Genomic DNA, 14,413 nt, shown 5'->3' on the forward strand with positions numbered 1-14,413 from the left:
GGAATCGTTATGCACATTCAGTTTAAATTGCCGTTTTATATTACGTTGCTCTGCGGGCCGCTATTGTTTTTACTGACCTTAGTATCAGAGCCCTGGTTTAGCGGCATGTCAGCAAATGCCTGGCTGATTACCGGCCTGACTTGCTGGATGGCGCTCTGGTGGATAACCGAGCCGGTGCCCATACCGGTTACAGCCTTGCTGCCTATTGTAATAGTGCCTCTTATCAGCCTCGATAGCATCGGTAATGTTACAGCGCCCTACGCTCATCCGTTAATTTTCCTGTTTCTTGGCGGTTTTATACTGTCAATTGCTATGGAGCGCTGGAACCTGCACAAACGCATCGCACTGTTAACCATGCTACTGGTTGGTACTAAACCCAGCCAGCAGATCGCAGGTATTATGCTGGTAACGGCGTTTCTATCTATGTGGATGTCTAATACCGCTACTGCAGTAATGATGTTGCCGATTGGTTTGTCTGTTATTGCCATGCAGCAAGAGCAAGGTATTAACAATGATAATTTTGCCAAAGCCGTTTTGCTGTCGATTGCTTATGCTGCCAGCATTGGTGGTATCGCCACCTTAATTGGTACGCCGCCTAATGCCCTGCTTGCCGCCTACCTGGAGCGCAGTTATCAGTTACAACTCAGTTTCAGTGACTGGATGCTGTTTGGTGTGCCGCTGGCAATTAGCCTGTTACTGGTATGCTGGTTGTGGCTGACCCAATTTCATTTCCGGCTTGACAAGATGCCGTCAGTAGACAGCCGCACGTTATACCGGCAAAAACTATCCGCGTTGGGTATTATGCATAATGCAGAAAAGTTAGTGCTGATGGTGTTTTCACTGGCCGCTTTTTTCTGGGTATTTCGCGGGCCGCTTGGCAGTATCAGCGGCATTAAACTGGACGATACATTAATTGCTATCTTTGCCGCCAGTTTGCTGTTTATCTTGCCAGTGTCATTAAAAACCGGTCAGCGCATATTAAACTGGGAAGATTGCCAGAAACTCCCCTGGGGTGTATTGCTGTTGTTTGGCGGCGGTTTAACCCTGGCAACACAAATCGACAATTCAGGCTTATCTGCTTATATCGCCACACAAATTGGCCAGCTAGGCAGCATTAATCTGGTTTTGCTGATTGTGCTGGTAACCACTGTGATTATTTTTCTGACTGAAATCACCAGCAATACTGCCACCGCAGCTGCATTTCTGCCATTACTGGGCCCGGTTGCTGTATCGCTGGATACCTCAGCCGCCATGCTGGTGATCCCGGCAGCAGTGGCAGCAAGTTGTGCCTTTATGATGCCGGTAGCTACCCCGCCCAATGCCATAGTATTTGCATCCGGCAAGCTGAAAATCATTGATATGGTAAAAGCCGGCCTGGTGCTAAACCTGGCAGCCATCGTGCTGATTACATTAGCCGTGTTATTTCTGGCGCGTTATATTTTTGATTTTTAAGCTTTAACCCCACCCGGCCGACGGATGGGCAATATGCCAACAATAAAGAATGCAGGCAATGAAGAATGTAGACAATAAAAAACGCAGCTACAGAGCTGCGTTTTTTATGTTTGGAGCGAGTAACGAGGTTCGAACTCGTGACCTCGACCTTGGCAAGGTCGCGCTCTACCAGCTGAGCTATACTCGCGAAAATCTGGTTAGTTACTCTTAATGAGTAATGGTGCCCGGGGCCGGACTTGAACCGGCACGCCCTTTCGAGCGAGGGATTTTAAATCCCTTGTGTCTACCGATTTCACCACCCGGGCAGACAACTTTATTGTGTTACTTTTAGTTTGCCACTGTTCTGGCTTTACCAGATAAAACTGTGTGATGGAGGCGGGTCCCGGAGTCGAACCGAGGTGGACGGATTTGCAATCCGCTGCATGGCCACTCTGCCAACCCGCCATTCAAACAATTTTCACTCTTTGAAAGAGTTGGAGCGAGTAACGAGGTTCGAACTCGTGACCTCGACCTTGGCAAGGTCGCGCTCTACCAGCTGAGCTATACTCGCGTCGTTATGGCCATGTGCCTTAACACGAGACGCATTCTACTGTTTTAATTCAGCCAGTCAATAATAAATTTTTGCTTTTATGACTGACTGATTAAAATTTGACTGAGTTGTGCTAATAAGCAACAAAAACAGTTATTAATGTATCAAATCGTGCCATGCAGCTTTGAGGTAACTGTACATAGACCATATTGTCAGTACCGTTGCAACATACAATAACAGCATACCTACCGGCGTAAACCAGCTCACCAGCCAGAACTCCGGCCGCCAGATCAAACCAATTAACGCCAGCATTTGGGCAATAGTTTTATACTTGCCTAAATTAGATACCGCCACATTCGCCCGCTTGCCAAGCTCTGCCATCCATTCGCGTAACGCCGAAATGACAATTTCGCGGCCAATCATAATAATGGCGGGTATAGTTACCCAAAGCGACACGCTATCTACCGCTATCAGCACCAACGCTACCGCTACCATCACTTTATCTGCTACAGGATCAAGAAAAGCGCCAAACGGCGTAGACTGCTCCAGCTTACGGGCCAGATAACCGTCCAGTGCATCGGTAATGGCGGCAAGACAAAATACAAACGATGCCCAGAAGCGGGCGTTTTCCGTACCTGAATAAAAACATAAGATAAAAACCGGGATCAGAAACAGTCGGAACAGGGTTAACAGATTGGGAATATTCCACATCTTAATATTCTCTACGGCATGTATGCCGCTATGCTACTTGTTATGACAGGCATGGTAAATCTTTTCTGCCTGTACCTTTGATATTCCCGGCACTGAGCTAAGCTCGGTAACAGAAGCGCGCATCACCCCCTGTAAACCACCAAGATATTGCAATAACGCCTGACGCCGTTTTTCACCTATACCTTTAACCTGCTCCAGCGGGCTTTTAATTAATGCTTTGCCACGTTTATTACGGTGTCCGGTGATAGCAAAACGGTGTGCCTCATCACGAATTTGCTGAATAAGGTGCAAAGCCGGTGCATCGGCCGGCAAATTAATGCTGCGCCCGCTTTGTGCCAGAATAAGGGTTTCAAGACCAGGCTTGCGGCTGGTACCTTTGGCCACGCCAACCAGTAACGGTATTTTGGCATGCGGCCAGTTAGCAAACTGTGCAATAGCGGTATTTAACTGCCCCTGCCCACCATCGATAAAAATAATATCCGGTATTTTTTCTGCATCCTGCAGCTTAGTATACCGCTTGTCCAGCGCGAACTGCATCGCGGCGTAGTCATCACCACCGGTAATACCGGTAACATTATAACGGCGGTACTCTGCTTTATATGGCCCCTGCCCATCAAACACTACACAGGAGGCTATGGTAGCCTGCCCCATCGTATGGCTGATATCAAAACATTCCATCCGCGTGATCGGCTGCTCTAACTGCAATAACTGTTGTAATTGTTGATAACGTAACGCCATCTTCTGGCTAAGTGACTGCTTGTTGTCGCAAGAGAGCTGAGCATTTTTTTGTGCCAGACTAAGATACTGTGCTTTCTCGCCGCGCTGAGCATAAGTAATACGTACTTTACGCCCGGCAATTTCGCTGATAGCAGCAGCCACTGCGTCGGCCTCCGGCAATGGTTTGGCAATAACAATTTCCCGCGGCATTTGCTGGGTACCATAACCATCGAGATAAAACTGCAGTAAAAAAGCGCTGAGAATTTCGCTTTCTTCAGTATCCGCCGGCACTTTAGGAAAATACGCTTTGCTGCCCAGCACCTTTTGCTGCCGGACAAACAATACGTGCACTGCGGCAACACCATGCGAATAAGCAAAGCCAATAATATCCATTTCATCATGCTCGCCGCTTACGCTTTGCTGCTCCTGCACTTTTCGCAACGCAATAATCTTATCACGTAGCTGAGCAGCCTGTTCAAACTGCAGGGCTTCACTGGCCTGCGTCATCCGTTGTACCAGGTTATCAATAACCTGCTGGTCTTTGCCCTGCAGGAATAAACTGGCCAGCCGTACCTGCTGCTGGTATTCCTCATCAGAAATCTTTCCAACACAGGGAGCAGAGCAAAGTTTCAGTTGGTACTGCAGGCAAGGCCGTGTTCTGGCACGGTAAAAGCCATCTTCACACTGGCGGATGGGAAAAATTTTTTGCAGGCTTTTCAGGCTTTGCCACACTGCCCCGGCATTGGGGTAAGGGCCAAAATACTGGCCGGCACTTTTACGTGGCCCCCGGTGCGAACTGATACGCGGGTGCTTATGATCGCTGATTAAAATATATGGGTAAGATTTATCATCCCGCAGTAATACGTTGTAGCGTGGTAGAAACTGCTTAATAAGGTTGTTTTCCAGGATCAGCGCTTCGGTTTCGCTATGCGTCAGGGTATATTCCACCTGTTCTATCTGGCTAACCAGAGAACGGGTTTTAATACTGTCTACATTAGCGCGAAAATAACTGCTAAGCCTGGCGCGTAAATCTTTGGCTTTACCAACATAAATAACCTGCTCCGTGGCGTTTAGCATACGATAAACGCCGGGCTGATGAGGTACCTGTTTTAAAAAAGTTTTAGCGTCAAACATCAGGCTTTTGCGATGTCGATCATGCCATGACGCAATGCCATATGTGTTAGCTCTACATCACCACTGATTGCCAGCTTTTCAAACATCCGGTAACGATATGAGTTCACCGTTTTAGCACTGACATTCAGTTGGTCGGCAATATCATTCACCTTTTGTCCCTGCGTAATCATCATCATGATTTGCAGCTCACGATCTGATAAATCATCAAACGGGTTCTGGCTGTGATTATTTACTTTGCTCATGGCCATTTTCTGTGCCACTTCATCAGAAATATGCCGGGCACCGGAATACACTTTGCGTATTGCAGACACCATTTCACGCGGCGGTGAATTTTTTGAAATAAACCCTGCCGCTCCCAACTGCATTACTTTAGTCGGCACCGGCTCTTCGCAGGATACCGACAACGCCAGCACTTTAATGTCCGGGCAGTAATGTAAAATACGTTTGGTCGCAGTCATACCGCCCATACCGGGCATATTCATATCCATCAACACCACATCGGGTTCGTGTTGACGGCAAAATTGTAATGCTTCTTCGCCAGAGCCAGCCTCGCCAATCACTTTGATACCGCGCTCATCCATTAGTATGCGACTGATCCCAGTACGAACAAGCTCATGATCATCAACTAACAGAACGTTAATCAATTTCGCTCTCCGGATTACTGGATATTAGAATTATTCTAGCTGTCTAGCATAGCCGAGCATCGGCCATTTTGCTAAACAAATTAAAGTAATAAGTGCTGTTTTATACTGTTGCAGCCTAGTGTGCCAGAAAGGTTAACCATATGAAACAAAACTATATGATTTCAGATGATTTATATGCAGGTAATTGATAACAGAGAACAACAGGAAAGTGGCGGAGGGAGAGAGATTCGAACTCTCGGTGGGCTATTAACCCACGCCGGTTTTCAAGACCGGTGCATTAAACCGCTCTGCCATCCCTCCGCGTTACAGGGCGCATATTAGAAACTGGCCGCAACTTTGTAAAGGGCTTTTTTGCTATTTTCAGCCGTTTGCTTAGTAAAGCATCAACAAAGTCATTTATTGGACAATTAATCTGAGAAAAACGCTGCGCCAGGTCCGACTTAATTGTACAAAAACAAAAAAACCACCGGCAAAGGTGGTTTTAGTGGCGGAGGGAGAGAGATTCGAACTCTCGGTGGGCTATTAACCCACGCCGGTTTTCAAGACCGGTGCATTAAACCGCTCTGCCATCCCTCCGGCGACGCGTATATTAATCAGTTAGAACGGCAAAAGAAAGCACTAAATGCAAAAAAATTAACGCTATTATCAATTTGTCCGTACAGGTACTGGTCTGGCGGGAACTAACTGGGTATGATGTCATCAAATACGTTGATAAACCTTTGTATCAGGAGAACATAATTATGTCATACAGAGAAACTTCTACTCTCAGCACTGCCGGACGTAGTGTCGAGATAAATAAAGTACTGCGCAATACCTACTTTTTGCTGGCGATGACATTAGCATTCAGTGCGGTAGCCGCAGGCGTTGCCATGGCATTGGATATGTCGCCGATGATGTCGCTGGTATGTTTTGTTGCCGGCTTTATTATGCTGTTTGTGGTAAATAAAAAGGCAGATTCGGCCAGTGGCATTTTTTGGGTGTTTGCTTTTACTGCTGCGATGGGTGCATCCTTAGGGCCGATGCTTAATCATTATGCCGGTTTACCAAATGGTACTGCATTAATTATGCAGGCATTAGGTGGTACCGCGCTGATTTTCTTCAGCCTGTCAGCTTATGCTTTAACAACACGCAAAGACTTCTCTTTTATGGGTGGTTTTTTAATGGTTGGCCTTATTGTCGTGCTGGTTGCAGCGCTGGCAAACATTTTCCTGGCCATTCCGGCATTAAGCCTGACAATCAGCGCAGCTATTATCCTGATTATGTCCGCCCTTATTCTGTTTGACACCAGCCGTATTATTAATGGTGGTGAAACCAACTATATCCGCGCAACGGTAAGCTTGTACCTGAATGTATTTAACATTTTCGTCCACCTGCTGCAGCTGTTGGGTATTTTTGGTGGTGATGATTAAGCACAGCGCTTTGCCTTAATCAGGTTATTCGCTAAAATGCCCCGCCAGTCGGGGCATTTTTATTTTTCAGGAGCCGCTATGACGCGCTTTGGATTGCTGCTTACCAGTGATAGCTTTGCCAGCCAAAGCCTGGCCAGTGCGCTGCTATTTGCTAAAACAGCGGTTAATCATGGCCACTGTATCGACCATATATTTTTATATCAGGATGCCGTCTGCAGTGCGGCACAACATATCGATTTGCCAGCTGATGAACCTGATTTAAGTGCAGAACTGGCACAGTTTTGTCAGCAACATAATATTGCTTTACTGTTTTGTGTCACCGCAGCAGAAAAGCGTGGTGTGGTAAGTGACAGGCTGATGGCCAGAGACGGTTATACCAGCGCTGGCCTGGCCGAATTTGCCATGCGCCAAAGCAATATTGATAAACTGGTACAATTTTAATGCGTAATATTTTGCTATTACAGCGCAGCAGCCCCTTTAATGACGGTAAAGGCCGTGAGGCACTGGATATGATATTGGCAATGGCTGCCGTGGAGCACAGTATCAGTGTGCTATTCAGTGCTGACGCGGTGTATCAGTTACTGCCCACACAGGACCATACAGATTTTAAGCTTAAAGCCTATCCGCGTAGTTTTAAGCTGTTTGACCTGTACGATATTGAGCAGGTATGCGTATGCCAGCAGGCTCTTAAGCAACGTGGCATTAATGCAGCAGATTTAAGTATTGACGTTACAGTGCTCGACGCCAACGGCATTGCAGAATTGTTCGCCCGCCAACATCAGGTTATCAGCAGCTAATGAAATTAATCAGCGTTATCAGTCCGTCAGTGAGCCTGAGTGAGCTGAGCCTTATATGCCAGGCTCAGGATATTATTTTACTGCGCCAGGATGCGGTCTATTTGTGTTTACGCCGCGACCTTAACTGGCCGGCTCAGCTTTACGCGCTGGATGTAGATATCCAGATAAGGCAAATCACACCGGTAACCGCAGTAACCGTTATCAGCGCCCGGCGTTGGGTAGAACTGAGTATTAGCGCAGAGCAGAATGTGTTATGGCAGAATTAATCGTAAATGATACGCCGCTGGCGCTGGACAAACATGGTTATCTGGCAAATATGCAACTGTGGAATAAGCAAGTAGCAGAAGAATTTGCCCGGCTGGAAAATATCGCCCTGACTAATGCGCACTGGGAAGTAGTGCATTTTGTGCGGCAGTTTTATCTGGAGTTTAATACCTCTCCGGCGATCCGTGTTCTGGTAAAAGCCATGGCGCAGCAGCTCGGCCCGGATAAAGGTAACAGTAAATACCTGTTTATGCTATTCCCTCAGGGCCCTGCCAAGCAGGCAACCCGCATAGCGGGGTTACCTAAACCGGCAAAATGCCTTTAACGCTTAAGCAGCATCGCTGACAATACCCACTATAGCTTCCAGAGTAATAAGGACAAACACGGCAACAATACCGATGATAATAGCCCAGTAAATAGCCCGCATCAGGGCCGGATTACTGTATTTTATACTTTTACGCGGTTTGGGCGCCATTTGCCTATCCTTTTAAAGCTCCATCCGTTATAGCTTGGGACGGAGCATAAGACAACCAGCAGCTTATCAGCCTAATTGCTGCAAGCCACCCATATAAGGCCGTAGCACTTCAGGCACTACAACAGAGCCATCTGCCTGCTGGTAGTTTTCCAGAATAGCGACCAGAGTACGGCCTACCGCCAGAGCAGAGCCATTTAACGTATGAATAAGCTCTGGTTTTTTCATCTCAGCGCTGCGGTAACGGGCCTGCATACGCCGGGCCTGGAAATCGCCCATATTGCTGCAGGACGAAATTTCACGGTAAGTATTCTGTGCTGGTAGCCATACTTCCAGATCATAGGTTTTGCTTGAACCAAAACCCATATCACCGGTACATAACAGCATTACGCGGTATGGTAAACCTAACAGCTGCAACACTTTTTCAGCATGGCCGGTTAACTCTTCCAGCGCCTGCATTGAGTGCTCAGGTTGCACCAGTTGCACCAGTTCTACTTTGTCAAACTGATGCTGGCGGATTAAACCACGGGTGTCACGCCCGTATGAACCTGCTTCACTTCTGAAACATGGCGTATGGGCGGTGTATTTCACCGGCAATTCGCTGGCATCAAAAATAGTGTCACGGGCTAAGTTCGTTACCGGCACCTCGGCCGTTGGGATCAGCGCCATACCCTGTCCTTCTTCGGTGGCGGGCTGGGTGTGAAATAAATCGGCGCCAAACTTGGGTAACTGCCCGGTGCCGTATAAGCTGGCATGATTCACCAGATAGGGTACATAAAGTTCAGTGTAGCCATGCTCGTTAGTATGTAAATCCAGCATAAACTGGGTTAATGCACGGTGCAGCCGGGCTACCTGGCCGCGCATCACCACAAACCGTGAGCCGGCTACTTTTACTGCACTTTCAAAGTCCAGCCCTTTATCCAACGCTTCACCCAGCGCCACATGATCCTGAATAGTAAATTCGAACTGGCGTGGCTGGCCGAAACGACGTACTTCTACGTTTTGTGTTTCATCTTTACCGGCCGGCACTGAAGCATCCGGTAAGTTAGGGATCGTCAGGGCAATTTGCTCTACTTCACTGAGCACTGCGTCCAGTTGCTGTTTGGCTGCATCAAGCTGAGCGCCCAGGCCGTCAACTTCTGCTAACAGTGGCGTAATATCTTCACCACGGCTTTTCGCCTGGCCTATCGCTTTAGATTTGGTATTACGCAGGTTTTGCAGCTCCTGCGTGTCTACCTGTAAAGTGCGGCGCTGCTCTTCCAGCGCAGTTAAACGCGCCACATCCAGTACAAAGCCACGCTGGGCCAGACGGTTGGCCGTTTCAGTTAATTCGGTACGTAAAAATTTCGCATCTAGCATAGTAATTACTTCATTGAACCCAGTTTAAGCCCTAACCAGGCAAGCGTTAAACACAACAACACATTTAATAATACGTTGACGATTGCTTTTAGCCAGTCGCCTTGCTGCATCAGCAAGACGGTATCCAGCGAAAAGGTAGAAAACGTGGTAAAAGCACCAATAAGGCCAATAGCTATCAGTGCCCGCCAGGGTGATACCGCCAGTACACCACTACTGAACAGTGCAAATAACCAACCCAGCACAAAAGAGCCAAGAATATTAACCAGCAAAGTGCCAAAAGGGAATGACTTGCCTAAAACATTCACCGCCAGTTCGTTAATACCGAAGCGTAAACATGCTCCAACAGCGCCGCCAATAGCTATCGCCAGATAGGTCAGCATTATTTATCTCTTTTACGTGGGCTGTCGGCATCAAGCTGCTTTAAATAACGCAGCTTTTCTGCCAGTTGTTTTTCCATGCCACGCTCTGTTGGCTGATAGAATCTCTGCCCGGCAAGCTCCGTAGGCAAATAGCGCTCGCCAGCAGCATAAGCTCCGGCTTCATCATGTGCATAACGGTAACCTTCGCCAAAACCCAGCTGCTTCATTAATTTTGTTGGCGCATTGCGCAAATGCAGCGGCACCTCAAAAGCCGGTTGTTCTGCCACCAGTTGCTTAAGCTGATTAAAAGCGCTATACACGGCGTTACTTTTTGGCGCCAGTGCCAGATAAACTGCAGCCTGAGCTATAGCCCGTTCACCTTCGGCAGGGCCTACCCGTTCAAAGGTATCCCAGGCATTAAGCGCCAGTGTTAACGCCCGCGGATCGGCGTTACCAATATCTTCACTGGCAATAGCCAGCAAGCGCCTGGCAACATACAGCGGATCGCCACCGCCAGCCAGAATACGGCAATACCAATACAAGGCTGCATCCGGATCCGAGCCGCGCACTGATTTATGAAAGGCGGAGATCAGGTCATAAAACAGATCACCCTGATTATCAAAGCCTGGTAACTGTTTGGGTACCAGATTTTTCAGCGTCTCAAAGCTTATCATTTTGCCGTTGCTATCAGCCCCGGTAAGCTCTGCGGCTTGCTCCAGCAGGTTAAGCAATTTGCGTGCGTCACCGTCTGCCAGTTGCAGCAGCAACTGCTCAGCATCGGCAGCCAGATGCACGGCTTCAAGGCCCAAGCCACGCTCTTTATCTGTCAGGGCCTGTGCCAGCACCTGCTGCAAATCAGTATCGCTTAGCGGTTTAAGCACACACACCCGGGCACGGGATAAAATAGCGTTATTCAGGGCAAAAGACGGGTTTTCAGTAGTGGCGCCAATAAAAATAATGGTGCCGTCTTCAATAAAAGGTAAAAAGGCATCTTGTTGGCTTTTATTAAAACGGTGTACCTCGTCAACAAACAGCAAGGTGCGTTGCTGATACTGCTGCTGGCGTTGCTGTGCCTGCGCAATCGCCTCACGAATTTCTTTAATACCACAGGTTACTGCCGACAATTTACTGATAGCCGCATCGGCGTGCCGGGCTATAACTTCTGCCAAAGTGGTTTTACCGGTACCCGGTGGGCCCCACAAAATGAGTGAAAACACCCGGCCGGCTTCAATCGCCTTTTTAAGTGCGGTGCCTTCGCCAATTAAATGCTGCTGTCCTGCATATTCAGCCAGCGTTTGCGGCCGCATTCTGGCAGCCAGCGGGCGAAAATCATCAGCAAAATCAAGTGGTAATGAGTTCACAAAATTATCTTTAGGTTGCTATCGCTGACGCTGATCGTCAATATCAGTATGCTCTGGCGGGGTAAACCGGAACAAACCTTTATCCAGCTCAATATTCAGCTGCATTAAAGTGAAGTTAAATTCACTGGTTTGCTGGTTCATATCCAATACCTGCATGTTAGATAATGCCGCACCGGAGAAGCTCAGGGTTAATTGTTTTACCGGGCTATCGGCCTCTTTTGAGCGGATAACAAACTGCTCGCCTTGTTGCTCTACGTTATACCGGGCCCAAAGCTCAGGTTTAGTAGACGTGAGTAACACAAACGGCGTGCGGTTTACCTCGCTGGCGGCGTCATAAATGGTTAACTGCTCCAGCGCTTCATTATAAAACCACAGGCTTTGGCCATCGCCAATAAACAGGTTTGGCTCGGGCTCTGTGGTTTCAAAGCGAAACAGCGCCGGCTGCCTGATCATCAGCTCGCCTTTGCCCTGTTGCAACAACTGCTTTTGTGCGTCAAACACTTGCTGCTCAAAACTGGCAGAAAAACTTTTAATACTGGCCAGTTTACGTTGTAGCGTCTGCTCGGCATTTTGCGCCACGGCAGAAACAGAACTACACAACACAACAACCGCTAGCAAACTACGTAGCATTTAATATCCTTTTGGTGGCGGTGGAGCCATCACTTCACGATTACCATTGTGGCCAGGGCCACTGACAATACCGCTGTGCTCCATTTGTTCAACCAAACGGGCGGCACGGTTATATCCTATACGAAACTTACGCTGCACACCGGACACAGAAGCACGGCGGCTTTCAGTAACAAAGGCCACAGCCTGATCATACAGCGGATCGGCTTCGCCATCCTCACCTTCCAGGGTTTCGCCTGGCAGCAGATTCTCTTCAGTGGTTTCACCACTTAAAATTTCGGCAATATAGTTTGGCTTACCGCGTTTTTTCCAGTCGGCAACCACAGCATGAACTTCGTGGTCATCGACAAAAGCACCATGCACCCGGTTTGGTACACCGGAGCCTGGCGGTAAATACAACATATCACCCTGCCCCAGTAAGCTTTCTGCGCCTTGCTGATCCAGAATAGTACGGGAGTCAATTTTTGATGACACCTGAAAGGCTATCCGGGTAGGAATATTAGCTTTAATTAAACCGGTGATAACGTCTACCGACGGCCGCTGGGTAGCTAAGATCAGATGGATACCTGCCGCCCGGGCTTTTTGCGCAATACGGGCAATCAGCTCTTCTACTTTTTTACCGACAATCATCATCATGTCGGCAAATTCGTCGATAACTACAACAATAGACGGTAATTTCTCTAATAATGGCGCTTCAGTGCGCATATTATCTGACGGGCGCCACAGCGGATCTTTTAATGGCGCGCCCTCTGCAATGGCTTCTTTTACTTTGGCGTTATAGCCTTTAAGGTTACGTACCCCCAGCGCCGACATTAATTTATAACGCCGCTCCATCTCGCCGACACACCAGCGTAAGCCATTAGCGGCATCTTTCATGTCGGTAACCACTTCGGTCAGCAGGTGTGGAATACCTTCGTAAATAGATAATTCCAGCATTTTCGGGTCGATCATTAAAAAACGCACGTCATCCGGCGTCGATTTATACAACAGACTACAAATCATCACGTTGACGCCAACCGATTTACCCGAACCGGTCGTACCGGCCACCAGCAGGTGCGGCATTTTCGCCAGATCAGCCACTACCGACTTACCGGCAATATCTTTACCCAATACCATTGTCAGCGGGGATTTAGAGCTTTCAAATATCTCATCACCAATAACTTCAGATAAACGCACGATTTCGCGGTGCTGGTTTGGCAGCTCTAAACCAATATAAGATTTCCCCGGAATAACCTCCACTACCCGCACGCTGATGGCAGATAACGAGCGCGCCAAATCTTTAGCAAGGCCAGTAATTTTACTCACTTTAACGCCGGGAGCTAAATCCAGCTCAAAGCGGGTTACCACAGGGCCCGGGTGCACGCCGACCACTTTAGCGTCAACATTAAAATCAAGCAGCTTCGCCTCTACCAAACGTGACACCCGCTCTAAATCAGCCGGATCAATCGGGTTGGCGGCTTTGTCTGGCCGGTCCAGCAATGCCAGTGACGGCAGCTCTTCCATCAGGTGAGATACTTCTTCACTGTCATCTTCTTCATCTGCAATTTCAGTCAGGATGGTTTCAATTTCAGAGTCTGGCGGTAAATCAAGTTGTTGCAGCGTATCGCTCCAGCGCGCAGCGTCCGGTTCATCAATCGCACTAAATGACAATTCCTCATCAGCCAGCGTATCGACACTGTAAAACGCCTTGGCTTCGGTTTTGGCATTTAACGGCGTGATCGGCAAAGTATCTGCCACCGGCTTACTCAGCTGTGGTGTCTTGCGCGGCTTTTCAGCTATGACTACAGGTTCGTCGTCAAACTCGTCCTGCTCCTGTTCTGCAGCAAAAGGGTCATAGTCGTCTTTACTGCGTTCACGCAGGCGCTGTGGTACAGAGATCGCAAACTGCACGGCGCTATAACAGGCTGCGCCCAGCGCATCGGCAACTGTCAGCCAGGAGATCCCTGTCATCAGAGTTAAGCCGGTAGCAAAACCACACAGCAACAGTAAAACAGTACCGATAAAATTAAAGTACGGCAGCAAAGCGCCACTGACAACATCACCGATAACACCACCGGAAGAAAAGTAAAAAATATCATTAAAATTCATACTGCTTATTGCAGTTGCCGTGAGCAGTGTTAATACCAGGCCAATCAGGCGCAGGCCCAGGATCAGATAATCCAAACTCATTACGTCGTGAAAACGCTTAAACAACAAATAACCGGCAAGTGCCACCAAAAACGGGATCAGATAAGCAATCCAGCCAAAACTGAATAACAATAAATCAGCCAGCCAGGCACCTATTGGCCCGGCATAGTTATGAATGCTGGTTTGGTAACCGGTTTGCGACCAGCTGGGATCGGCCGGGTCAAAAGACAACAGTGCCAGTAACAGAAATAAGGCAAAGCCGGAAAACACAATTAATCCGACTTCCAGCAAGCGCTGTACACCGTTTAGCGGAAAATAAGCTCGGTTTTGCAAATGAAAGGCCCTACCTTTTTATCATCGTTTTTTGTTCAAGCGCACCAGAGTGTAGTACTGCAGGCTAAGATACCAGAGACACTGTAAAAGTGCATCCGTGAAGCACGGCTGAACTGCT

Annotated in this window: 15 protein-coding genes and 6 tRNA genes; 6 read left to right on the forward strand and 15 right to left on the reverse strand. The window is 48.2% G+C overall.

Translation table 11 applies throughout. The features are described from left to right. Positions 1 to 9 precede the first annotated feature (9 nt). Entirely contained in the window at positions 10 to 1,452 is a 1,443-nt protein-coding gene (locus J3B89_RS11565) for an SLC13 family permease (protein WP_215397721.1), read from the forward strand. Between the two features lie 111 nt (positions 1,453 to 1,563). Here the strand turns inward: J3B89_RS11565 and J3B89_RS11570 are convergent. From J3B89_RS11570 to J3B89_RS11610, 9 genes are all read right to left on the reverse strand, one after another. Next, a tRNA-Gly gene (locus J3B89_RS11570) sits at positions 1,564 to 1,639 on the reverse strand. A gap of 31 nt (positions 1,640 to 1,670) precedes the next feature. Next, positions 1,671 to 1,757 (reverse strand) — tRNA-Leu (locus J3B89_RS11575). Between the two features lie 65 nt (positions 1,758 to 1,822). Beyond that, positions 1,823 to 1,896, reverse strand: a tRNA-Cys gene (locus J3B89_RS11580). A 30-nt stretch (positions 1,897 to 1,926) separates the two neighbouring features. Further along, positions 1,927 to 2,002, reverse strand: a tRNA-Gly gene (locus J3B89_RS11585). 135 nt (positions 2,003 to 2,137) lie between these two features. Next, positions 2,138 to 2,692 (reverse strand): CDP-diacylglycerol--glycerol-3-phosphate 3-phosphatidyltransferase, encoded by a 555-nt coding sequence (gene pgsA / locus J3B89_RS11590; RefSeq protein ID WP_215397722.1) that lies wholly within the window; start codon positions 2,690 to 2,692, stop codon positions 2,138 to 2,140. Between the two features lie 33 nt (positions 2,693 to 2,725). Then, on the reverse strand, positions 2,726 to 4,543 hold the full coding sequence (gene uvrC / locus J3B89_RS11595; protein ID WP_215397723.1) for an excinuclease ABC subunit UvrC: 1,818 nt from the start codon (positions 4,541 to 4,543) through the stop codon (positions 2,726 to 2,728). After that, positions 4,543 to 5,187 carry a UvrY/SirA/GacA family response regulator transcription factor gene (gene uvrY / locus J3B89_RS11600; protein WP_215397724.1) on the reverse strand — a complete coding sequence of 215 codons (645 nt, stop codon included), beginning with the start codon at positions 5,185 to 5,187 and terminating at the stop codon, positions 4,543 to 4,545. The genes uvrC and uvrY overlap by 1 nt, the downstream gene beginning before the upstream one ends. Before the next feature lie 209 nt (positions 5,188 to 5,396). Beyond that, positions 5,397 to 5,487: transfer RNA gene (locus J3B89_RS11605), tRNA-Ser, on the reverse strand. A 185-nt stretch (positions 5,488 to 5,672) separates the two neighbouring features. Then, positions 5,673 to 5,763 (reverse strand) — tRNA-Ser (locus J3B89_RS11610). A 164-nt stretch (positions 5,764 to 5,927) separates the two neighbouring features. Between J3B89_RS11610 and J3B89_RS11615 the strand changes: the two genes are divergently transcribed. From J3B89_RS11615 to J3B89_RS11635, 5 genes are all read left to right on the forward strand, one after another. Continuing rightward, a complete protein-coding gene (locus tag J3B89_RS11615) occupies positions 5,928 to 6,596 on the forward strand; it encodes a Bax inhibitor-1/YccA family protein (RefSeq protein WP_215397725.1) in 669 nt (222 codons plus the stop codon). A gap of 78 nt (positions 6,597 to 6,674) precedes the next feature. Continuing rightward, complete coding sequence (tusD, locus tag J3B89_RS11620) at positions 6,675 to 7,037, forward strand: sulfurtransferase complex subunit TusD (protein ID WP_215397726.1); 363 nt, start codon at positions 6,675 to 6,677, stop codon at positions 7,035 to 7,037. Then, a complete protein-coding gene (gene tusC, locus J3B89_RS11625) occupies positions 7,037 to 7,393 on the forward strand; it encodes a sulfurtransferase complex subunit TusC (protein ID WP_215397727.1) in 357 nt (118 codons plus the stop codon). The genes tusD and tusC overlap by 1 nt, the downstream gene beginning before the upstream one ends. Beyond that, positions 7,393 to 7,659, forward strand: a complete 267-nt coding sequence (locus tag J3B89_RS11630) for a DsrH/TusB family sulfur metabolism protein (protein ID WP_215397728.1) — start codon at positions 7,393 to 7,395, stop codon at positions 7,657 to 7,659. The genes tusC and J3B89_RS11630 overlap by 1 nt, the downstream gene beginning before the upstream one ends. Then, complete coding sequence (locus J3B89_RS11635) at positions 7,647 to 7,982, forward strand: TusE/DsrC/DsvC family sulfur relay protein (RefSeq protein ID WP_215397729.1); 336 nt, start codon at positions 7,647 to 7,649, stop codon at positions 7,980 to 7,982. Before J3B89_RS11630 ends, J3B89_RS11635 begins: the two co-directional genes overlap by 13 nt. Positions 7,983 to 7,985: 3 nt before the next feature. Here J3B89_RS11635 and J3B89_RS11640 read toward each other — a convergent pair whose 3' ends face one another. From J3B89_RS11640 to J3B89_RS11665, 6 genes are all read right to left on the reverse strand, one after another. Continuing rightward, positions 7,986 to 8,132 (reverse strand): hypothetical protein, encoded by a 147-nt coding sequence (locus J3B89_RS11640; RefSeq protein WP_215397730.1) that lies wholly within the window; start codon positions 8,130 to 8,132, stop codon positions 7,986 to 7,988. Between the two features lie 66 nt (positions 8,133 to 8,198). Beyond that, positions 8,199 to 9,488, reverse strand: coding sequence for a serine--tRNA ligase (gene serS, locus J3B89_RS11645; protein WP_215397731.1), 1,290 nt, complete (start codon positions 9,486 to 9,488; stop codon positions 8,199 to 8,201). 5 nt (positions 9,489 to 9,493) lie between these two features. Further along, complete coding sequence (gene crcB, locus J3B89_RS11650) at positions 9,494 to 9,868, reverse strand: fluoride efflux transporter CrcB (RefSeq protein WP_215397732.1); 375 nt, start codon at positions 9,866 to 9,868, stop codon at positions 9,494 to 9,496. Next, positions 9,868 to 11,208: a replication-associated recombination protein A gene (locus tag J3B89_RS11655; protein ID WP_215397733.1), complete on the reverse strand. Its 1,341-nt coding sequence runs from the start codon at positions 11,206 to 11,208 to the stop codon at positions 9,868 to 9,870. Before J3B89_RS11655 ends, crcB begins: the two co-directional genes overlap by 1 nt. Before the next feature lie 18 nt (positions 11,209 to 11,226). Continuing rightward, complete coding sequence (lolA, locus tag J3B89_RS11660) at positions 11,227 to 11,838, reverse strand: outer membrane lipoprotein periplasmic chaperone LolA (RefSeq protein WP_215397734.1); 612 nt, start codon at positions 11,836 to 11,838, stop codon at positions 11,227 to 11,229. After that, entirely contained in the window at positions 11,839 to 14,295 is a 2,457-nt protein-coding gene (locus tag J3B89_RS11665) for a DNA translocase FtsK (RefSeq protein ID WP_215397735.1), read from the reverse strand. It abuts the gene before it with no gap. Positions 14,296 to 14,413 lie beyond the last annotated feature (118 nt).

This window comes from Rheinheimera oceanensis (assembly GCF_018831085.1).
In the GTDB taxonomy this organism is placed as follows: domain Bacteria; phylum Pseudomonadota; class Gammaproteobacteria; order Enterobacterales; family Alteromonadaceae; genus Alishewanella; species Alishewanella oceanensis.